Here is a 21,074-nt window from a genome sequence, read left to right as displayed (position 1 = left end):
CGATCGGGACAGGGCGCAGTACCCATTGGTGTCAACAATCGCTTAAAACCATCTGTATCTCTCGTTTTTAGCCCAGCCTCGATCCCCTAAATCCCCCTTAAAAAGGGGGACTTTGAAAGTGCTTCCAGTTCCCCCCTTCTTAAGGGGGGCTAGGGGGGATCGAGATTTTGCTAACAACGAGATTTGTCATGGATTTTAGCCGATCGCAAACACGAACAAAAGCACAGCCTCAGTCCCTACGGTATAGTCGGCAACTGAGAACTGCTACATTTTACAGCACAAAGTTAAATGCTGTTGCAAATTAAATAAACTTCGTTTATGTAGACGCGGTTTCAACCGCCATCTTATCTATCTTGAAATTATCTGCGTTAATCTCCGTTTATCTACCTTATATCTGCGGTTGACCGATCGATCCTGTGATTTATGCAATAAGTCTAAAGACTAGCCGATCGCCAACCTTCAGTACCGTTGGCGGCCTCGATCGCAGTACAATGAATTTCTGCCAGCAACTTTTTCAGCAAATACCGAAAAACTATTTTCATCGTCCACACTCAAAACTTTTGCTGCTGAATCCGGCGCTGGCGATGGCCCGGAGCCCCGCAAGCTACGAGAATTTGCGATCGCCAGCGATATTGCTTCTTTCTTAGCAGCAGACATTTCCAAAAAATTTTCTGGATCTCCAGCATACACGATCGGCAGTTTGACAAAAAAAGTCGAACCCACTCCGGGTGAACTTTTGATTTCAATACTTCCCCCCAGAAATTCCGCCAATTTTTTGCACAGAGACAATCCCAATCCGGTGCCTTTGACGCGCTTCTGCAAGGGATTTTCGAGTTGGACAAATTCTTCAAAAATTCGCGTTTGGTCGGCTGGAGAAATGCCAATGCCCATATCTGCGACTGAAAAAGTAACTGTTCCCCCGTCTCCTATTTCCGCAGCAACTCGGACTTCGCCTGCTTCGGTAAATTTGAGGGCATTAGAAATCAGATTTCGCAAAATTTGAGAAACTTTGCCCTCGTCGGTAGTGAGGATTGGAAGTTCGAGAGGATCTTCAAAAATTATAGAAACGGCAGAGTTTGGGGGAAGCAGGGGGCGCATCATTCCTCGCAGGGCGCTGAACAAATCTTCGACTTCAAAATCAGCCACGCGAACAGTTAGTTTTCCGGCTTCCACTTTGGCTAAATCTAACGAGTCGTTGACAAGTTCTGCGAGAGACTCGGCGGATTTGTAAATGTAATTTACTTGCTTGTCCTGTTCGGCTGAAAGTTCTCCGTCGAGGCGATTTAACAATATTTCAGAAAGGCTCATAATTGCCGTTAGTGGAGTGCGAAACTCATGGCTCATATTGGAGAGAAAGCTGGTTTTGAGTTCGCTGGCGCGCCGGAGAGATTCGGCTTTATCATTCAATTCGGCGTAAAGTACCACGACTCCGCGATTGGTATCTTCTAGTTGTTGATTTAATTGTACGAGTTCTTCTTGACGCTGGCGGAGTTCGTCTAAAGTGCGTAGTAATTCTTGATTTTGCTGCTGAATTTCGGCGTAGGGATCTTCGGGAATTTGGCGCGCTAGTTTGTCAACTAATTTATTTAGTTCGATCGCACTCAGCGCAGGCATATTTTTGGAAAACTGTTTAATTAATTGTACAGCCGTTCCGCGATCGGGCGCAGAGTCGATTTTCACTTCGTCCATCAACCGTTTCGCTGCTGCTAAACCGAGTCCCGCGCCGGTTTGCGATCGAAAATTGGGGCCCAACACAGTCGCTAAATCAGCAATTCCCGGCCCCGTGTCAGAAATCCGAGTCCGAAAAAATTGGGGCGATTCCCCTTCCACAATGAATTCTACTTTGCCACCGCCTGCATATTTGAAAGCATTGCGGGCAATTTCGGAAACTGCTGTGGCGATGCGGGTTTGTACTTGGGAATCGAATCCCAGCCCTTTAGCAATTTGGCGAGCTCTTTGGCGTACTTGTACGATGTCTTGTTCAAAGCGGACTTCTGTCGTCAGGATTGGGTAACTCACGCTGCTTCTCTCACCTTGGCTACTATAACTGTCATGTCATCGCGAGTGCGTTTGAAGTCCCGGTAGAGCACGGCTGCGATTAAAGCAGGATGTCGGGAGGCTAAACCCGGATAGCGGTTTAAATTCCACTGCGTCGCCAAACCGTCGGAGTGCATGATGAGTAGGGACTGCTGCGACCAAGGATAGACAAATTCTGCTACTTTTCGCATCATATGTCCAACTGTGCCATTGTAGGAAACCATGCTACGGGTTTGGTTATCTGTGACCACTACACCGGTGATGTTGCCAATTCCGGCAAAACAAACAGTTTGTTGGGTAGGATCTATTTGGGCGATCGCCGCAGCCGCTCCTCTGGTATTTTTTAAAGCAGCGTGCGCCTTCTCTAAAATTGCTTTCGGCCCGAGTTTGGCGTTTTCCTCAAATACCCGCACTGCTTCGCCAGACGCTTCCTGGGCCAAATCCCCGTAGCCGAGCCCGTCTGCAACTAAGATCAGGTTTTTGTCAAGGTGATTTTCTGCCGCCCACGAATCCCCGCAAATTTGCTCTCCTGCTTTCGGTAAGTGGATAACCCCTAATTCTAAATAATTGCTGTTTTGAAAGGCTTCCCGGCTATTTTGGGTAGGTTCCACCCGCGCTAATAAGGCTGTCCCCAGTTTTGGTACAGAATGAATATCAAAAAAAGTAGAGAGGCGTTTAATTGCCCCCAGTCCAGTTCCAGGGCTTCCCGCTGTAGAAAAACCGTCCCGCATACACAGCGCGACATTTGCCATTCCTTGGCCCCGGTCTAGCGCTACTATTTCAATGCTATATCCTGCCGCTGTTTTTAATGTTCGCAGCAAAAGTTCTCCTTCGCGACCGTGTTTGACCAGGTTTTTTGCTGCTTCGGTGGTAACAATTGCCACTTTACCGCGATCGGTCTCATTAAATCCGACTTCGGTCGCTAGGGCAACTGCGATTCGGCGCGCTTCTCCCACTTGACTTTCTTCTGTTACGGGCAGGGCTACGGCATCTATCATTATTTTATAGTTCTAATCTTAAGCTGGCGCGCATTTAAAAAGTCATTAGTCATCAGTCATCAGTCATTGGGCATTGGGCATTGGGCATTGGGCATTGGGCATTGGGCATTGGTCTGATTGCATAAATCTGTGATTAATTGCGAAACCGCAGATGCAACGCAAATGCAACACAGATAATTTTAAGATAATTTGCGACTTTGGCAAGAGGTATATTAGTTACAAAAAAGCAGTCAAGCGTGAATATTTCCCCCCTCTCCCCATCTCCCAATTTCCCAATCTCCCCTTCTCCCCATCTTCCTCACCGCCAGCGGACGATCGCAATTTTAGTCCCCTTACCCACTTTGGAAACAATCTCAAATTCGTGCATCAACCGCTTGGAACCACTCAGCCCCAAACCCAAACCGTGATTAGAAGTATAACCGTCAGTCATTGCCAATTCGATGTCTGGAATTCCCGGGCCATTGTCTTCAAATATCAGCCGCAGCCCTTTGCGGCTGCCTAATTGGAGCGTTTCGAGAGTTACAGTTCCCCCTTTACCGTAGTCTACAGTATTGCGGGCGAGTTCGCTAGCTGCGGTAACGATTTTCGTTTGGTCTAATAAACCGAATCCCATTGCTATAGCCCAAGCTCGCACTTGCTGTCGGACGTGGACTATATCGGATGACGATCGGATTTCTAGTGTCTCACGTTTTGACATGGCTACTGTACCAAAATAGAACTTCTCCCCAAAATATAGGACTTACACTCGTCAACTTAGTTTCTCCTAATAGGACTTACGCACTTACTACGATTTTTTCTCAATAGAGAACATAGTGAAGCAATTTCAAACCCTTGATTTAACCCTCTTGAGTGCGCAAGCCCTGTCCTAAGAAATCTTCAGTTTGTCAACAAGGTACCTACAAACAAACTCGGTTTTTTTACTGTCTGTGCATCAGTCAGGGGACAATTAATCGACTGTTTACGATCGCTAGTCAGGAGAGAAACCCAAGGATTTTCTCAACAAAATCATGCCTTTTTCAACGCTTAAAGCTGTGCGAACTCCTGTCAGGGAAAGCCCCAATTCAACGAGCGTAATAGCAACCGCTGGCTGCATCCCGACCACAACTGTTTCCGCATCTAAAATTCGCGACATACTAGCGATATTGTTGATAATGCGACCGATAAAAGAATCAACTATTTCAAGGGAAGAGATTTCAATTAACACACCTTTAACACCTGTTTTGACGATGCGGTTCGTCAGGTCATCTTGCAATGTCATTGCTAAGCGATCGTGCATATCCACTTGAATTGTTACTAGCAAAAATTCTCCCATTTGAAGTATCGGTATTCGTTCCACAAATTCACCTACTTGCTAACATTTACTTGAGTTGTCATGTCAGAGTGCAATATTTTTATGTTTCCTCTTTAATATTTTTTATAGTTAAACCTTGGCGCTGCAACGCGACTTTAAAAGCATCTGCTAAAGTAGCTTTTGTGAGAATATCCTGCAAGTCAACTCCCAAGTGAACTATGGTTTGAGCTATTTGCGGGCGAATGCCACTGATGATGCACTCAGTACCCATTAAACGGGCGGCTGCGACAGTTTTTAATAAATGTTGAGCAACTAAAGTGTCAACAGTCGGCACGCCTGTAATGTCTAAAATCGCAAATTCTGAGCCGGTTTCCATGATTTCCTGCAACAGAGTTTCCATGACTATTTGAGTGCGGGCACTGTCGAGAGTCCCGATCATGGGTAAAGCGAGAATGCCTTGCCAAAGTTTGACTACGGGTGTTGACAATTCGAGCATTTCTTGCTGCTGGCGTTCGATGACTTCTTCGCGAGCTTTGAGAAAAATTTCTGTCACCCAAAGGCCGAGCTGGTCTAATAAACTGGTGGAAAGCCACAGTTGTTCGACAAGTGCGTCGCGGTTTTGTGTCAGTTCGCGACAAAGCCGATCGAACAAAGGCTTTTTGAAGCATAAAATGAAACTCGCTATCTCTGAGGGAGTAAAGCCTCTCTGAACGCGCGATCGCGAAACTTCTGCTAGCAGCAGCCGCATATTTTCCCATTCGGGTGTCTGGATGTCGCTAAAGTTACCGTGCCCCACTGCAATGTGGAGCAATTGCAGGAACTCTTGACACTCAGACCGCAATTCTTTGGCTCTCATCAAGTCGTCCCGCCGCAGCCCGGTATTTTGCAGTTCTTTGAGCCAGTCTGCTAGTAGCTCTGCTTTGTGTCTTTCTAAGATTTCCGCAATCGTGTTATTGCTTGTGAGTTCCATTGAAATTATCTCCTGTTTCGCAATTGGGATGAAGTTGTACGAGCGATCGCACCAAGCGTATTTTTTGATGAGCCAAATTCTGAGTTTAGCTCACTGTTTGCTGTTTGTGATCGAGGGTTAAGTACCTAACTGCAAAATGCGTTTGACGAGCGCGCTGGTAGAACTGGGAACTTCTATTTCGATCAAGGAAATCTTGCCGCCTCCGGCGATAACCGCCGGTGCTTCCGGCAAAGTTTCGAGTTGATAGTCGCCTCCTTTAACATAAATATCTGGCTTCAGGATACTTATCAGTTTAGTTGCTGTAATCTCGGAAAAAATTACTACCGCGTCTACTGGTTTGAGGGCAGCTAACACTTCGGCTCGCTGATTTTCCGGTACGATCGGGCGGGGTGGCAATCCCGGCTGTTGCGGTTTGATAGCTTGCACGCTAGCGTCGCTATTCAAACCCACCACGAGCGATCGCCCCAAAGCTTTTGCAGCCTGCAAATAGCGAACGTGGCCCGCGTGCAGGATATCGAAGCAGCCATTAGTAAACACGATCGGACGCCAATTGTCCGGATCGGATGCGATCGATCTTTCAAGTTCTCCCAACGTGTAAACACCCGAAATCATTGCAGTCATGACTAAAAAAATTGCACGGCGATGAATCATCCTAGCAAAAAATGTAAAATCTTGCACCTTTGCCATTGCACAATCGAACGCTCAAGCTGTTAATAATTAATAGTTGGCAATTAGTAATTGGTAATTAGTAATTGTTCACTTTTAAGGAGGAAGCAACAAACAAGAATGCCCTTCGGCTGCGCTTTCCGGCAAACAGAAAGAAAAAGGGAGAAATAGCTACTCCTGTATCTGTCCTCCCACCAAAAAACCGATACTTGCTTTCCCACAGTCGCCATCCGGCCAAAATTTGAGACCAAGAGTTCAAACTCCCAGATTCATCTATGGAGTAATAACATTTGCGATTTGCGATTTGCGGTTGGCGACGAGGAATAACTTATTCGCTATGGGTTCGAGCATGAGCCGACAGTTGCATTGTTTTTGGCAATAGGTATACATCTTAAAGCGAAAATGGAAAATCTCAAATCGACTGACTGCCGTGTTGTGCAGTTGGTAATTGGAGGTTCAAAAGATTGGGAAACAATTATTTCTTTCAGCTCTCTGTGAGATCAATTACTATAAGACAGGGGATTTTATGCCACGCCATCTGGCAGGCGGGAGATATATAGCCTTTCGAGCTCTCATATGAGGTACTATCCGGCATAGGGCATAGGGCATGAGGCTCTCCTCACTTTTTTGAGAACCGCTATAGGGGGTGAAACCCACCTAAACCTTACCCTCCTATGTCTATTATTTCTCGCACTGCCAGGGAAGGGAAAGCTAGTTAAAAGCTGTAGCCACAAGCGTGCAGAACCATCTGTGCGCTGCCCCCTCACGGGGGCCCGTGGGTGAGTGCTATCTTGACAAATCTTCACAGCCGCCGCCTCTAGGGCGCAGCCTCCTGTGTCAAAGTCTGCATACATCGTGCAGCAACTCCGATCGACTGGTGTGGCAATCGCAGCCTGTGAAAACTGGGAGGAAAGTTGAGGCGATTACCCGATCGAGCTATTTTGGTGGAAAATAACGTAAAGTACCAACCTGCGCCAGCCTCTGGTTGGGGCTTCCAAAATCATCAAATGGGGGACGGTTTGATTCGTCTTTCGTCTGCGGAGTTTCCCATCTCAACAGCCATTTTCAAATTCAGCACTGCTGTTTCCACAGATTCGGGACTTAACCTCTGGGATGCTGTGGCGCCGGCCACGCGATGGCTGCCCCCAAGCGAAGCAATCAGTGAGGAAGAGCAATTGAGCGCTCTCACCAGTTATAGCGGTTCTCAGATAAATGAGGTATGCAGAAACCCTGTATTGTCAAGCTTTCCAGGTCAAAATTCATACCTCACCTTTTTGAGAAAGGCTATAACTCATTAAACAAAATGTCGTTCAATCTAACGCTGTAGAATTATCTCACAGGAATTATGAAAGCAACTAACAGCCGTCAATTTTCTTCAGTAGCTGCTCGCACTCTCAAAGTAGTCGGGATTATCTTGATTCTCTCTGCCTTGCTTGACTGCATTGTTCTGTCGCTGCCGGGAGAAATCTCCGATATGAGCAATCGAGGCTGGCAGCTTGCCGCAGCAACTCAGATAGTTGATAGGGGTATTATTCCTTTGATGGGTATCGCCCTGCTAATGACGGGCTTTTGGGTGGACAGCAGCAGCGGAGTCTCTATTGAGCGGCGTAATGTTTGGGTTGACTTGCGATTCTGGGCCCTGTTGATTTCCAGCTTTTTAGGGCTAATTTACCTATTGCTGGTTCCCGTTCATCTTAACAATACTCGTTTGGAACTCAAGGATAATCTGGCTCAAGTCGAGAAAGAAGCCGGACAAGCCGAAACTCAACTAGAAGGGCAAATTAAAAGTGAGCAGTTTAAAGCTCAGGTAGAACAGCTCAAAAGCCAGCGCCGCAGCCAGATAGGCGCCCTGCTGCAAGATAACGGGAAGCTGCAAGAAGCACTCAAGAGTCCAGATGTTCCCAAGGAATTGAAAGCTGTGCTTCAGGAGTCGAAAAATGACCCGAAAGCCCTCGACAAGTTCCTAGAACAGCAAGCCCAAGAACTGCCAAATCAAGCTCGCAACGAGATTCGCACCCGCAAGCAACAAAAAGAGAAAGAATTGAGAACTCGATCGAGAAATTCGAGTTTGCAGACAGGAATCAACAGTTTGCTGTTGGCGATCGGCTACATTACTGTTGGTTGGACTGGACTCCGAAGTATGGGAATTCTGCGGTTCGGCCACCGCAAAAATTGACCTGCGCCAGCCCCTAGAACCCGTAAGTCAAGATATCTTGCGAGAAATACTTAATCTGCTGAACATAGCAACCGCGCCTGGCAGTTACGACCTTATTAATGACTGAAGCCATTGATTTTCTTGCATTTTCACATCGACTTCTTCCCGGTTTCTGCCCAACGCAGGGCGTTAATCCCCTCGCGTAGTCGAAGAGCCTTCTTCCTTCTTCCTGATGACTAATGACTAATGACTGATGACTGATGACTGATGACTGATGACTAATGACTGATGACCAATGACTGATGACCAATGACTGATGACCAATGACTGATGACCAATGACTGATGACCAATGACTTCTTCCTTCTTCCTTCTGCTATAGTTTGCCCTTACTGAAAGCTGGGAATGTTCTCAATTTATATTCTGACTTACAACGAAGAGATTGATATCGCCGCTTGCATAGAATCGGCAATGCTTTGTGACGATATCATTGTAGTTGATTCTTTCAGCAGCGATCGCACCCTTGACATTGTTCATAACTATCCGGTGCAAACAGTGCAGCACCGCTTTGAAACTCACGGACGCCAGCGGACTTGGATGCTCAAAGAAGTAGAATGCAAGTACGAATGGGTTTATATCCTCGAAGCTGACGAGCGGATGACGCCTGCACTGTTTGCTGAATGCTTAAAGGCGATCGTAAGTCAAGAATATATCGGTTATTACGTAGCTGAAAAAGTAATATTTATGGAGCGCTGGATTCGTCGCAGCACTCAATATCCCCGCTATCAAATGCGCCTATTTCGCAAAGACCAAGTGTGGTTTACTGATTACGGTCACACTGAACGGGAAGTCTGCAATGGGCCTACTCACTTTTTGAAGGAAACTTACCCTCACTATACTTGCAGCAAAGGTCTTTCCCGCTGGATTGAAAAGCACAACCGCTACTCGACTGACGAAGCAGCCGAAACTTTGCGTCAATTAGAAGCGGGCAAGGTGAATTGGTGGGATTTAGTATTTGGCGCCTCGGAGGTGGAAAGGCGGCGCGCTTTGAAAGATTTTTCTTTGCGCTTGCCTTTGCGGCCAGTCGTGCGCTTTTTCTATATGTATATTTTACTCGGCGGATTTCTTGACGGTCAAGCGGGATTGGCTTGGTGCACGCTACAAGCTTTTTACGAATATCTAATTTTGCTCAAAGTGTGGGAAATGAAACATATGCCACTGCCAAATTTAGACGCAGTGGAGGAACAGTCTATTTCGGAAGTAATAACAGTTGAGCCGTCTAAAGTTTCATCTAATATTTGTGCGTCGGATACTCGTAGTTGAAAATTGGGAATTGGGAATTGGGAATTGTTGGGCGGAATGAAACGGAGGGTTGTTTTTTCACGGGGCCGGCGTATAAGGTGCGTCGCCATGAGATTTGCGATTGAATGCCAGAGATTAAAAATGGCTACAAACCCTACGATTACTGTTACATATTTTTTGAGAAATGGTATAAAATCTAAAATCTAAAATCTAAAATTCTGTAAGTTCCGTTAAGAATATGCGACACAGGAAAACAGAAGAAAAACCCGGTTTCTTGGAGAAACCGGGTTTCTGAATACCCTCAAAGTTTGAAGTTTAATCAAGTTTTGATTGTTAACTCAAAACTCTCACAACTTAAAACTCTTGAGATTTGGCTGCTGTTTTTACCCGATCGATCTTTAAGATCAACACACCCAAAGGTGGCAAACACAAGTCGATCGAATAAGCACTGTTGTGGAACCACCACTCATCAGTCCACTTACCCCCCAAATTCCCCATATTACTGCCGCCGTACTCCCGCGCGTCGCTGTTAAACAACTCCGTATAGAAACCCGGTTCCGGCACTCCTACACGATAGTGAGAGTGCGGTTGCGGCGTAAAATTGCACACTGTCACCACAAACTCATCGCCATCCTTCTCGCGGCGCACGAAGGCCACCACGCTGTGCCGATTGTCGCTGCAATCAATCCACTCAAACCCATCCTCAGCAAAATCTTGACTGTAAAGTGCCGTTTCGCTGCGGTACAAATGGTTCAAATCTTTAAAAAATAGCTTCAACTTTTGGTGCGGATCGAATTGCAGTAACTCCCACTGCAAATCCCCCCAAACGTTCCATTCATGCCACTGGCCGAACTCCATCCCCATAAACATCGTTTTTTTGCCGGGATGAGCAAACATAAAGGTAAACAAACACCGCACGTTTGCAAACTTTTGCCATTCGTCCCCTGGCATTTTGCCGATGATGTGGGCCTTGCCGTGGACGACTTCATCATGGGACAAAGCCAGCATGAAATTCTCGCTGTGGTTGTACCACATACTGAAAGTTATGTTGTTCTGGTGGAACTGGCGGAACCACGGATCCATGTGGTAATAGTCAAGCATATCGTGCATCCAACCCATGTTCCACTTGAGGTTGAAGCCCAAACCGCCTACATAGGTCGGCCAAGATACCATCGGCCAAGAGGTAGATTCTTCGGCGATCGACAGTGCCCCTGGGAAATAGCTAAAAATGACGTGATTTGTCTGACGCAGAAAATCTGCCGCCTCGATATTTTCGCGGCCGCCGTACTGGTTGGTCAGCCATTCTCCGGGTTCGCGACAGTAATCTAAGTACAACATCGAGGCTACGGCATCTACGCGAATCCCGTCGATGTGATACTTGTCAAACCAGAACAGAGCGTTTGATACTAGGAAATTCCGCACTTCGTTGCGGCCGTAGTTAAATACTAGGGTTCCCCACTCTTTGTGCTCGCCCTTGCGGGGGTCGGCGTGTTCGTACAAGTGAGTTCCGTCAAAGAAAGCCAAACCGTGGCCGTCTTTGGGGAAATGCCCTGGTACCCAGTCCACGAGTACGCCAATGCCGTTGGCGTGGCACTGGTCAACAAAATACATGAAATCTTCGGGTGTGCCGTAGCGGGAAGTTGGGGCGAAATAGCCGGTGACTTGATAGCCCCAGGAACCGTCGAAGGGATGTTCGGCGATGGGCAGCATTTCGATGTGGGTGAATCCCAAGTCTTTGACGTAGGGAATTAGCCGATCGGCCAATTCGCGGTAAGTCAAAAAGCGCGCCCCGGGATTCAGTTCCGAAACCGGAACGGCGGGTTCTATTTCCCCATTTAGCCCCAGGGCGGGTTCCCCAGCGCTGGCGTGCAGCCAAGAACCGATGTGGCATTCATAAACCGAAACTGGTTGTGTCAGTTGGTCTGTGTGCCGCCGCTGGTCTATCCAAGCGCTGTCGTTCCAAGTGTAGGTATCTAAGTCTGTGACAATTGAGGCTGTTTTTGGCCGTACCTCTTGCTGAAAACCGTAGGGGTCGGACTTTTCGTAGGGATGTCCGTCTTGGTTTTTCACTTCGTATTTGTAGTGAGTTCCGTAGGATAGTCCCGGAATGAATAATTCCCAGATGCCGTTTTGGGATTTCCGCATTTGATGTTTACGGCCGTCCCAATAGTTGAAATCTCCTAAAACTGAGACGTTACGGGCATTCGGAGCCCAAACTGCAAAATATACTCCTGTGATGCCGTCTACTTCGGTGAAGTGGGCCCCTAGTTTTTCGTAGATCCGATGGTGGTTGCCTTCTGAGAATAGGTGTTGGTCAAATTCTGTCAGTTTGGGCGATCGAAAGGCGTAGGGGTCGTAGATAAAACGATCGTGTTCCCCTTCTTTGACTCGCAATTGATAGTTTGCTAGTTCTGGGGTGTCGATCGTACATTCAAAAAAGTGAGGGTGATGCCCTGATGTCATCGGGTATTCGGCCCTGGCCTCTGGCAAAACTACCGATACTGCATCCGCATTGGGAAGATAAACTCGGACGGCCCAGAATTTTTTGCCATTTTCTTCGATCGCGTGGGGGCCTAGCACTTCAAATGGATCGTCGTGTTGATTTCCAACAATCCGGTTAATCTGTTCAATGGGGACTGTCGCGGGCATAAAACTACTTACCTCAATATTTTAACTAAATGGCTTTCAAAACCTAGAGCGACGCTGCACTTTACATTTGGATACATTTTTGATCGCTAATCCTACCACGCTCACTGCTCCAACGTGCGCCCTTGCCCACACAGCAGGCAATCTGATTGCCTTGCTGGCGGTCAAGCTGTGATTTTACTGCTAACGCCTAACATTTCACTATACAAATCTTAAAACAGATTGAAAAATTTATATTTTTCCCCAAATATCCTTGACTTTTTATAAACTGTGTGATATGTGATTCTTTTTCAAACTCTTGTCGATTCGTTTAACCAGGGGCGTGAAGGAGCCTGAGTTTTTGGAAGAACTTAATTTTGATTAATAGCTGGAATTTTTAGGCTTTGTTGATCGCCCGACAGGTATCTTTTAAAATCCCGGAGGCAGGGTTTCGCCGCAAACCTGGTGAATTTTGGCAATGCGATCCAACAGCCAAGGATACTCAATCCGGTATTGAGGAATCAAAGCTAAAGGACTCAGCAGGGCGGCAGCAGTGATATCTGCCACGCTCAAGGAGTCGCCTACCAAATAGGAACCATCCTGCCAGCGACGCTGCAACAGGCCTAAAGCAGCACTCAGGCGCAACTCGGCTAGTTTTGCCGAAGCGTGGTTAATGCCGAACTGACGACGCGCCAATTGAATCACTAACTGGCTCAAAACAGATGGGTCAATTTGCTTGCCCGCACCGGCGCGAAACTCGTAGTAAACAAATCGAGTGGCAATGCCGATGCTTTCATCGAGCCAGTCTTCGATCATCCAAGCCTCTGCTTGCAAACTCTCGTCTGCGGGCAACAGTGGCGGGGAAGGGAAGCGAGACTCGATCGAGTGCAAGATTTGCGTCGAGTCTGCGATCGCGAACGGTTGACCTTCAAGTTGAGGAATAAGTACCGGCACTGTCCTCAAACCTCCCGTTAGAGGCTTGAGTTTCAAAACGTGCAAGCCCGGAGTCAAATTTTCCACTTGAAAGGGGATGCCCTTGTAACCAAGCGCTAAGCGGACTTTGCGGCAGTAAGGGGAGGTACTAAACTGTAGTAAAAGCATCTGATAATAACACCCAACTTGAGGCCTAGACTGATGAGATGAAAAAATGCGAAGAGCGAACTATTTTTCACCCACTGGCTAGGCTCGTTGGGCAAACACTCCGGGAACCCCTAGTTAGGGCTTTTTAGGAGCGGGAGAAGGGGAAGCAGTTCCACCAGCCCCAGCTCCACCAGCCCCAGGAGTAGCCTTTGGAGATGCTGTCGGTGCTGGAGCAGAAACAGGAGGAGTAGTAGTGGTGCCACCAGCAGGGGTGGGGCTAGCACCGCCACCGCCGCCTTCACCGCCGCAAGCACCGAGGGCTGCTGCAATGCCAATTACCAAAGTCAAACGAATTAAACCCTTGTTCATAAACACTCCTTAACATTCAAAACCCATCGCAAGGAAGGGAATAGTGTACTTGAGAAACAATGCTGGCACGAATAGATTGACGATTCGCTCGTTGATTACAATACTGCATTTATTAATAAATTTCACATTGATTCTGGCGAATCGGCAAAAAATTCCTTGTTTTGGCAAATCTAGAAGTCAAAGAGACCAGTGGTAGGATGGGTTGGTTGGTTAGTGAGGTATCTTTAGGTAAAGGATAACCGATCGATCCGAGATTTCCAGAAATTGGCGATCGGCAACCGAAAAAACTCCTAACCTCAATCAAGCTGAAGCTGCCCCACTATACGTATTGGTGAATTCTATGACTGCTGCTATCAGATCCCCAGATTCTCCTCGCCGCTCGCGATCGACCGGCAAGCCCACTACATACCCTGCCAAAAGCAAAGTTACTTCTATTGCCCGAGCTAGACGGGCAAAAACTGGGCCGGTATTGCCTAACTACTCGCCAGCCGACGAACAAGCCAAACCGCGCGCGGCAGCATCGGTGCTGAAAGTGATGCCCGATCGCCAGTCGCAGCCGATGTGGTTGCGATCGCTCCTGCGGATGGAGCGGGCCTCCTCAGCGGCAGTGGTACTGATTTTGGGTGGTGCTCTGACTCTCTACGGTTTGACTGTTTACGGCGAGCAGCGCTGGAGTCAAGAGTATCAAAAGCTGGAAACTCTGCGTCGGGGTGAACAGCAGTTGAGTGCTGCTAGCGAAGTCTTGAAAAACCAACTTGCTAAAGAAGCTGCAAATCCAGAAACGGGTTTGGCTGCTCAGAAGCCTGCGGACACGATTTTCTTGCGCCCGGCCCCGGAAAACCGATCGCTCGGTGCAGAGGCTCCAAACTCCGAAGCACCTGCTCTCAAAAATCCATCAAGTGTGGCAACGCCACTGGGCTATTGAGGGGTCAACGCGGAGAGGGCCCAAGGGAACTGTCCGAGGGCCCGATAATTTGAACGGATAGCATTCGTGATTCGTCTGAAGGAATCGATCGCAAAGGTTTATGCAATTAAGAACTGCTTAACGGTCTGGGTGATTGCTATAAAATATAAAATCTAAAATCCAAAATCCAAAATGATATAAGTTGCTTTTAAATTTTTAATTTTATGAGCTATGATCCCCGTTTTGACCGATACAGATCGCCGAATTTTAAACGTCCAAAAGCGTCGAGCGATGGCGTTTGGTGGGGCAAACTGACCAAACCCAGAGTTGCGACTAAGGCTAGCAGCCAGCCCCGGCCGAGGCCACCGCTGGAACGTTTAAAACGCAGCAAGTTCCGCTTGTGGGCTGTGTGGGTGGTTTTGATGCTATCGGGGCTGGGGCTGGCTGTAAATTTGTTCTATTTGCAGGTGACGCGAGCTCCGGCGCTACGCAAACAGGCTCTTGAACAGCAAACTCTCAAAACGAAGCCGTTTGTGCCGAGACGCCCGATCGTCGATCGCACGGGGAATGTTTTGGCGATCGACAGACAGGTGTACACGCTCTACGCTCACCCGAAGTTGTTCAAGCACTCAAAGGGGGATATTGCTGCTAAATTGGCTCCGATGTTGCCGATCGAAGTAGCCCCTGGCAATACGGCGGAAACTGAACTGCTGCGAAGGTTTAATCTGGGCGAAAGCGGTATTACCATTGCTAGTTCTTTGGCTCAAGAGGTAGCCGATCGCGTGGAGCGGATGCAAATTAAAGATAGTCCCGTGGACGGGCTGGAGTTGGTACGGCAGCAGCAGCGTTTTTACCCGCAGCAGGAGTTGGCGGCGGATATTCTGGGTTATGTGGATGGGGAACAGAAGGGACAGGCTGGGGTGGAATACAGCCAGCAGAATTTGCTGGAACGATCGATGCCGTCGATCCAATTTAGTAAGTCGATCGATGGACATTGGCTTCCCGATCGCCTGACGGCGGGATTTGTGCAGCTTGATGACTTGAAATTGCAATTGACGATCGACAGTCGCTTGCAGCGGGCGGCGCGGATTGCTCTGAAGGAGAAAATGCTGAAATACGGGGCGAAGCGGGGCACGGTGATTGTGATGGATGCCCGCAACGGGGAATTACTGTCAATGGTGGCTGAACCTACCTATGACCCGAATCAATATTTTAATTTCGATTTGTCGCGCTATAAAAATTGGGCTGTAACTGATGTTTATGAGCCTGGTTCGACTTTTAAAGCGATTAATGTGGCGATCGCCCTAGAAGCCGGTGCGGTGAAACCTAACACTGTGTTTAACGATGAAGGTCGGATTTACATGGATGGCTGGACTATCCAAAATTCCGATTACAAACAAGTTGGTGCCCGCGGCCCTTCCACTGTTACGGAGATTTTGAAACATTCTAGTAATGTGGGGATGGTGCACGTCATGAGAAGTATGAAAGCTTCTCTTTACTATCAAGCTTTAGAAAAACTGGGAATGGGACAAAGTGCAGGAACTGATTTGCCTTTTGAAGTAACCAGTCAGCTTAAAAATCGCGAGCAATTTATTAATTCTCCGGTGGAAGTTGCTACTACGGCTTTTGGGCAGGGTTTTTCGATAACTCCGATGCAGTTGGTGCAGCTTAACGGGGCTTTGGCTAACGGTGGCAAGTTGGTAACTCCTCATGTTGTGCGGGGACTTTTTGATCGGGAAGGTCAAGCTTTCTGGAAGCTGCCGAGGGCTGTTGGGAAACAAGTTTTTTCGCCACAAACTACTAAGCAGGTTTTGGAAATGATGGAAACTGTGGTGGATGGTGGTACGGGGAAAGCTGCACAAATTCCTGGGTATCGGATTGCTGGGAAAACGGGGACGGCTCAAAAAGCTAATGCTGGTGGGGGTTATTCTGATAAGGCGATTATTACTAGCTTTGTGGGGATCATGCCTGCGGAGGCTCCTCGGTATGTGGTGCTGGCGGTGATTGATGAACCGAAGGGTGGTTCGGGGGGAGTTGTGGCGGCGCCGATTGTGGAGTCGGTGATGGAGACGCTGATTAATATTGAGAAGATTCCACCGAGTAAGAAGTAGGAAGTCGGTTGAATGGAGATGATTCGCGTGGGGCTGGTTCACCCGCATAAGTGTCTACTTAAGACTAAAGTCCTTTGGATCTGTCGTTCAAATCCGAGGCCTGATCCCCCTAAATCCCCCTTAAGAAGGGGGACTTTGAGTGCTTCTTGTGCACACCCTTCTTAACGGGGGGGACAAGAGTACATACAAGGGTGAGGTCTGGATGTAGTCTCAGTAGCAATATCTGCCGTCTTTAGCTGTGCGTTGTCTTTGGGAGGTGCGCTTGTGTCCTAAGAGAGTGGAGACGATGACGCAGCGATCGCTATTTTTTAAATCGGGATGAGATAGTGTTAGGGTTCCTTTTGCTCGCAGGCTTGTTTGGCCGCACTCGTCGGTACTGTTATAAACGACGCAACCTCGGAAGTTGAACATTACCCGCCGAATTGTTTTTTCTCCTGTAGCTTTGTTGTTTTCATTGACGTTGAGCAGTGTTGTTTCATCGGGATTTATTTGAATTTGCGGTTCTAGGTTTTTCCATTGACTGGGTGGTACTTGGGCTGGGGTAATCTCGGCTGGGTGGACTGCTACTTGTAGGTTTTTTCCTACTTCTTTGAAGCTAGTTTGCCATGAAATTTTGTCGCGTTTGGCGTTGCTTAGGGCTAATTCCATTGCCCAATAAGCCCGATCGACTGATAGCTTCAAACGGTGGTTGTTGATGAACATCAGCCAACTGGGAGTGACGATCGCACTAAACACTCCTATGATTAAAATAATTATCAATAACTCAACCATTGTAAAACCGGCGGCAGGTGCAGTGGCTCTGCCTTTGAGCGTTTTATGTATTGACACGTAGATGCACTCCTTGATATTTAGTTTGAAATGAAAAATGGCTAGGAGAAACTATTTTTGATGGCTCGATTTTAACTTTTGAGTTTGGTTACTGTGTAGATCGGTATTTACTGAAATTTTATATCTATTTAAACAAGCTGCGGGTAAGGATACGGCAGTGCTGTTTGCCGACAAATATCGCCTGCAATGTATATGCTCCAAGGGATAGTCTAGTCAGGATACGGCAGTGCTGTTTCCATACAGGCATCGCTTGCAATGTATATTTTACAACAATACGGTAGTCGGGACACGGTAGTGCTGTGTCGCTAGAGAGATCCCGCAGCGGATCAATGGCGGGTATTGATTCGATCGCCCTTTGGGAGAAATCGCCCGATCGGATCAATGGCGGGTATTGATTCGATCGCCCTTTGGGAGAAATCACGGGTATTGATGCGATCGCCCGGTGTGGATGAGAGTCTGCGGGGGTTGCTAAATTTGCGATCGCACTAAAGCTCGAAAGGCTTTGATAGCGACGTTTCTGCTGGCTGTTTTGCTGCGTTTGATATACTGGGGGATGAGATGGGCGATCGGGAAGTTGGGAAATTGGAAACTGCGATCGACCTTGATGTATTTTCCATCTTGGAAGACACTGATTTGCAGGTTGTGGCCGTTGTAGCGCCACAATTCGGGAATTCCTAATGCTGCGTAGTTGTTGAGCTGAGTGCGCGATGTGATGTCGATTTCTATGCCTAAATTGGGATGGTGGTTTGTGGCTAAGTCGATGCGATTTTCGCCTCGGACTGCGGCTGCGTTTTGGATGTAGAAACTGTTGTCTGCTTCTACTCCTTGAGCTATTTTTGCATTTTTAAATGTGGTTGAGCCCAGCGGTCAAAATTCTATATCTAGTTCTTTGAGGAGATTTTTTACTAATCGCTAATCAGCACTTTGTTAACTTCGTGTTCCATGCACGGAACCATGATTTTTAAGGTTCCGTTGCTGTATGAAAGTCGGGATGAGCGCTTTTCTCCCAGTTCTGCTAATATGGTTTCAAACATCTGCCAGGTTAGGTCTTTTGGCGGTAATTGATTTTTTGTCTGAACTGTTATTTGTTTTAGTTCTAGCTGCGTAGTTTGAGTATTTTAATGGCATTTAAAATATCAAATAATTTATGTTAATATTTTTTAGCAATTCAGAACTTATGCGGAATCGCTGTTAGAGATTATAAAATATCTAGGGAACTGCTGGACAACCCTCTTTTGTAGTATCGTTATATTTTCCCTCAGCAGTTCGCATTCCTCCTAGGAGAGTTTCCACAAATACACACTTTTTCGGACCGCCAACAACACCGCCAACAACAGGAGCAACTGTGACTTGAAAAGGTAGGGTTGGTTTACTATTTGGATCGAAAGCACCGTCAAACTTAAAGGTGAGGGATTTTTGAGTAGCACTAAGAGTAGGAGCAGGAGAAGGAGGAGGAGTTATATCTCCACCAATAACAGCAAGTTGAACCTGTCCGGCTTTAATTTCACCTCCAGCATTTAACTGCTGCGTACTACCACCCGTAGCTACTGGCGGGTAAAACATAACTTTTAGTGGATCGCTGGTATCAAATATCACACTCACATCGCGTTTAGTTCGCTTTGCTTCGCTTTGTGCAGTTCGTAGTGATTGCAAAACTCGATCGTTCACAGTGCGAACTCTTTGATTGTTGATGAATGCCAGCCAACTCGGAGCGGCGATCGAACTTAATATGCCTAATACCAACACTGTCACCAGCACTTCTAGAAGCGTGAATCCTCCATCGCCCTTTCTAGATGCAGTTTTGTTGAATTTAGGGTGGGCTTTGGCAGCAGAATTATGCAAAAGTTTTAATAATATTGGTGGGGTTTTCATAGTTTTCTCCTGTTTTTGCGATCGGCGGGGGCGATTCGGAAATATGTTTCAATAATAAGTTACTTTCCTCGCGCGCCTAGACCTTGTACTTGCACGGTTGCTGTTGGAAAAAATGCCGAACTCGTGGATTTGAAATCAGCATCATTGGCTTGCAGGCGGCGCAGGCTGTTTCCTCTGATAGTAACTCGGGCGATGTTTTGGTTGTTTGATCTATCTACACAAGCGTAGAAGCTATTTGTGTCTGTTGCTGCTGGTGAGTCGGTTACTCTTAGGGTCGTTTCGAGAACAGCATCTCCTTTTGAGTCCTTAGGATTATTAAAGGCGAGCGTGCATTCATTGCCTACTAATGCCACCTTACTGTGGTCGATGTAATTAACCAGTACATCAGAGCCATCCCAATTACCTGGTGGTAAATTTGTCACATTTTGCTCGGGCTTCGTAATGTCAAAAGCTGGTGTCGTACCGACGGGAGTACCATTGTAAGCTGGGCTGGTCTTTTGTCCAGAGTTTAAACCCGTGTAAGGCTTAGTTGGGTCACTACTTTTATTTTCCAATCCGTCCTGAATTTGATACCGAGCAATACGGGTAGGACAAGCAGAGCCTTGCGGCTGACACCAAGTAGAGTCAGTATCTTTAATCTGGTAGTATGCAACTAATGATAAAACATAGGTATCGTTGCATTCTCCTGCTGTACCGGGTTTTGCGCTTGAATCGCATTTATCTGGTTGAGGAGTCAGATTAATATCAACAGGAAGAGAGTTCTTGAGAACTTGTCGCTTCCAAAATACAAGAATAGGAGTTTTATTTGTTTGTGGGGGGAGGAAACTTTTGATAGCAGGAATACCAGTAGTAGGATCGTTATCGTAAATATAAATAGCTTGACTCAAATCTTGGGCGATGAAATCAACAGCCGCCTGAAGGTCTTGCTCGGTGTTTGACTTGACTTGTTCCCTCCTGTCGGTATTCAGCATATCAACTACAAAGGCGAGCATCGGGGTGATGATTAAAAATGCCATAATCGAGCCGACTAATAGCTCGACTAGAGTCATGCCCTTTTCTGTTTGAGCTGGTGCGGAGCGGTTTCGCTGGTGCTGAGTTTTGAGAAGCAACCTGAGTAAAGTTTTCATTTTGACTGTTTCCTTTGTCAAATGTGGAGCGATTCTAAATTTAATAACGGGACTTTGATTATTGCTTGCAGCCATTTGCGATCCGATCGCAAAAATTGTTGTAAGCACCTGCTCTATCAGTAGCGCCTATTTCCGTTCTAATTTCTACCAAAGGCGCTCGGAGATTTCCCAGCCCTGCGGTAGTAGTTCCTTGCTGTACTTGTCGTTTTTGATCGGCTTGAAGTTTCTGAGTTGTTAGTGCGCCCACCTCACTAGCAAAAGAATCAGCCCTGTAAACACGAACAATTAAGCTGTAGCCTGTTTTTGCCGGATTTGTAGTAGCTGGTAAGTTGTTAAAATAGTAGCCCTGAACTACAAAGTCTTGATTGCTGCCATCGGTACAGATTTGATCGCTATCTTTGTCTATGCAGTAAAGAGCGTTGATATTGGTTGGGGCGGGGGTGTTTTCTAATTTATTGTCGGTTGTGTACTGAGCAGGAAACCCCGTCGTACCTGGTTTGAGCGCCTCAGACCTGAGCCCCTCAATATAGGTTTTGGCGGCTTGAGTAGCCATTTCTATCCGTTTGGCTTGGACGCGAGTTGCTACTGAGAAAGCCATCACGGGGGCGATCGCGATCATCAGCACCGACACTACAATCATCGCTACCAATGACTCGATAATCGTGTAGCCGCCTTCTTGGGACTTATGTAAACTTTGTGGCTGTTGGCGTTTGGTCATCGTAATCACTCCGCATTTGGAA

Annotated in this window: 20 protein-coding genes; 5 read left to right on the top strand and 15 right to left on the bottom strand. The window is 47.1% G+C overall.

Translation table 11 applies throughout. The features are described from left to right. Positions 1 to 459: 459 nt before the first annotated feature. From QUB52_RS03380 to rfaE2, 6 genes are all read right to left on the bottom strand, one after another. Entirely contained in the window at positions 460 to 2,019 is a 1,560-nt protein-coding gene (locus QUB52_RS03380; protein WP_332974221.1) for an ATP-binding protein, read from the bottom strand. Further along, positions 2,016 to 3,035, bottom strand: a complete 1,020-nt coding sequence (locus QUB52_RS03375) for an ATP-binding SpoIIE family protein phosphatase (protein WP_265237564.1) — start codon at positions 3,033 to 3,035, stop codon at positions 2,016 to 2,018. Before QUB52_RS03375 ends, QUB52_RS03380 begins: the two co-directional genes overlap by 4 nt. A gap of 298 nt (positions 3,036 to 3,333) precedes the next feature. Continuing rightward, a complete protein-coding gene (locus tag QUB52_RS03370) occupies positions 3,334 to 3,732 on the bottom strand; it encodes an anti-sigma regulatory factor (protein ID WP_265237565.1) in 399 nt (132 codons plus the stop codon). Between the two features lie 270 nt (positions 3,733 to 4,002). Beyond that, positions 4,003 to 4,371, bottom strand: coding sequence for an STAS domain-containing protein (locus QUB52_RS03365; RefSeq protein WP_265237567.1), 369 nt, complete (start codon positions 4,369 to 4,371; stop codon positions 4,003 to 4,005). A gap of 55 nt (positions 4,372 to 4,426) precedes the next feature. Then, complete coding sequence (locus QUB52_RS03360; RefSeq protein ID WP_265237569.1) at positions 4,427 to 5,296, bottom strand: STAS domain-containing protein; 870 nt, start codon at positions 5,294 to 5,296, stop codon at positions 4,427 to 4,429. A 117-nt stretch (positions 5,297 to 5,413) separates the two neighbouring features. Then, a complete protein-coding gene (gene rfaE2, locus QUB52_RS03355) occupies positions 5,414 to 5,908 on the bottom strand; it encodes a D-glycero-beta-D-manno-heptose 1-phosphate adenylyltransferase (protein ID WP_265237605.1) in 495 nt (164 codons plus the stop codon). Between the two features lie 968 nt (positions 5,909 to 6,876). On the opposite strand from rfaE2, the gene QUB52_RS03350 reads away from it, so the two are divergent. From QUB52_RS03350 to QUB52_RS03340, 3 genes are all read left to right on the top strand, one after another. Continuing rightward, positions 6,877 to 7,260: a hypothetical protein gene (locus QUB52_RS03350; RefSeq protein WP_265237571.1), complete on the top strand. Its 384-nt coding sequence runs from the start codon at positions 6,877 to 6,879 to the stop codon at positions 7,258 to 7,260. Positions 7,261 to 7,307: 47 nt separating this feature from the next. Continuing rightward, positions 7,308 to 8,138 carry a hormogonium polysaccharide biosynthesis protein HpsJ gene (gene hpsJ-B / locus QUB52_RS03345; RefSeq protein ID WP_265237572.1) on the top strand — a complete coding sequence of 277 codons (831 nt, stop codon included), beginning with the start codon at positions 7,308 to 7,310 and terminating at the stop codon, positions 8,136 to 8,138. 383 nt (positions 8,139 to 8,521) lie between these two features. Next, on the top strand, positions 8,522 to 9,439 hold the full coding sequence (locus tag QUB52_RS03340) for a glycosyltransferase family 2 protein (RefSeq protein ID WP_265237573.1): 918 nt from the start codon (positions 8,522 to 8,524) through the stop codon (positions 9,437 to 9,439). Between the two features lie 333 nt (positions 9,440 to 9,772). Here QUB52_RS03340 and glgB read toward each other — a convergent pair whose 3' ends face one another. The 3 genes from glgB to QUB52_RS03325 all read right to left on the bottom strand — a co-directional run bounded on the left by glgB (position 9,773) and on the right by QUB52_RS03325 (position 13,492). Further along, positions 9,773 to 12,067: a 1,4-alpha-glucan branching enzyme gene (glgB, locus tag QUB52_RS03335; RefSeq protein ID WP_265237574.1), complete on the bottom strand. Its 2,295-nt coding sequence runs from the start codon at positions 12,065 to 12,067 to the stop codon at positions 9,773 to 9,775. 405 nt (positions 12,068 to 12,472) lie between these two features. Then, positions 12,473 to 13,144: a glutathione S-transferase family protein gene (locus QUB52_RS03330; protein WP_332970216.1), complete on the bottom strand. Its 672-nt coding sequence runs from the start codon at positions 13,142 to 13,144 to the stop codon at positions 12,473 to 12,475. Positions 13,145 to 13,258: 114 nt separating this feature from the next. Then, entirely contained in the window at positions 13,259 to 13,492 is a 234-nt protein-coding gene (locus tag QUB52_RS03325; protein WP_332970217.1) for a serine protease, read from the bottom strand. 340 nt (positions 13,493 to 13,832) lie between these two features. Here QUB52_RS03325 and QUB52_RS03320 point away from each other — a divergent pair, with 340 nt between their 5' ends. Both QUB52_RS03320 and QUB52_RS03315 read left to right on the top strand, forming a co-directional pair. Continuing rightward, complete coding sequence (locus QUB52_RS03320; protein ID WP_332970218.1) at positions 13,833 to 14,417, top strand: hypothetical protein; 585 nt, start codon at positions 13,833 to 13,835, stop codon at positions 14,415 to 14,417. A gap of 203 nt (positions 14,418 to 14,620) precedes the next feature. Next, the gene (locus tag QUB52_RS03315) at positions 14,621 to 16,507 is read left to right on the top strand and encodes a peptidoglycan D,D-transpeptidase FtsI family protein (protein ID WP_265237582.1); all 1,887 of its coding nucleotides are present in this window, start codon (positions 14,621 to 14,623) and stop codon (positions 16,505 to 16,507) included. Positions 16,508 to 16,717: 210 nt separating this feature from the next. Here QUB52_RS03315 and QUB52_RS03310 read toward each other — a convergent pair whose 3' ends face one another. The 6 genes from QUB52_RS03310 to hpsB form a co-directional block, all read right to left on the bottom strand. Beyond that, the gene (locus tag QUB52_RS03310) at positions 16,718 to 17,335 is read right to left on the bottom strand and encodes a transcriptional regulator (RefSeq protein ID WP_332974223.1); all 618 of its coding nucleotides are present in this window, start codon (positions 17,333 to 17,335) and stop codon (positions 16,718 to 16,720) included. A gap of 468 nt (positions 17,336 to 17,803) precedes the next feature. Further along, complete coding sequence (locus QUB52_RS03305) at positions 17,804 to 18,133, bottom strand: hypothetical protein (RefSeq protein WP_332976118.1); 330 nt, start codon at positions 18,131 to 18,133, stop codon at positions 17,804 to 17,806. Between the two features lie 107 nt (positions 18,134 to 18,240). Continuing rightward, entirely contained in the window at positions 18,241 to 18,369 is a 129-nt protein-coding gene (locus QUB52_RS03300; protein WP_332974225.1) for a hypothetical protein, read from the bottom strand. Positions 18,370 to 18,544: 175 nt separating this feature from the next. Continuing rightward, positions 18,545 to 19,207: a pilus assembly FimT family protein gene (locus tag QUB52_RS03295; RefSeq protein ID WP_332974227.1), complete on the bottom strand. Its 663-nt coding sequence runs from the start codon at positions 19,205 to 19,207 to the stop codon at positions 18,545 to 18,547. Positions 19,208 to 19,266: 59 nt separating this feature from the next. Then, positions 19,267 to 20,334, bottom strand: a complete 1,068-nt coding sequence (hpsC, locus tag QUB52_RS03290) for a hormogonium polysaccharide secretion pseudopilin HpsC (protein ID WP_332974228.1) — start codon at positions 20,332 to 20,334, stop codon at positions 19,267 to 19,269. 58 nt (positions 20,335 to 20,392) lie between these two features. Further along, positions 20,393 to 21,052 carry a hormogonium polysaccharide secretion pseudopilin HpsB gene (gene hpsB, locus QUB52_RS03285; RefSeq protein WP_332974229.1) on the bottom strand — a complete coding sequence of 220 codons (660 nt, stop codon included), beginning with the start codon at positions 21,050 to 21,052 and terminating at the stop codon, positions 20,393 to 20,395. Between the last annotated feature and the right edge of the window lie 22 nt (positions 21,053 to 21,074).

This window comes from Microcoleus sp. A6-C6, assembly GCF_036705955.1.
Lineage (GTDB): Bacteria > Cyanobacteriota > Cyanobacteriia > Cyanobacteriales > Microcoleaceae > Microcoleus.
This window is presented reverse-complemented; position numbering and strand designations above follow the sequence as displayed.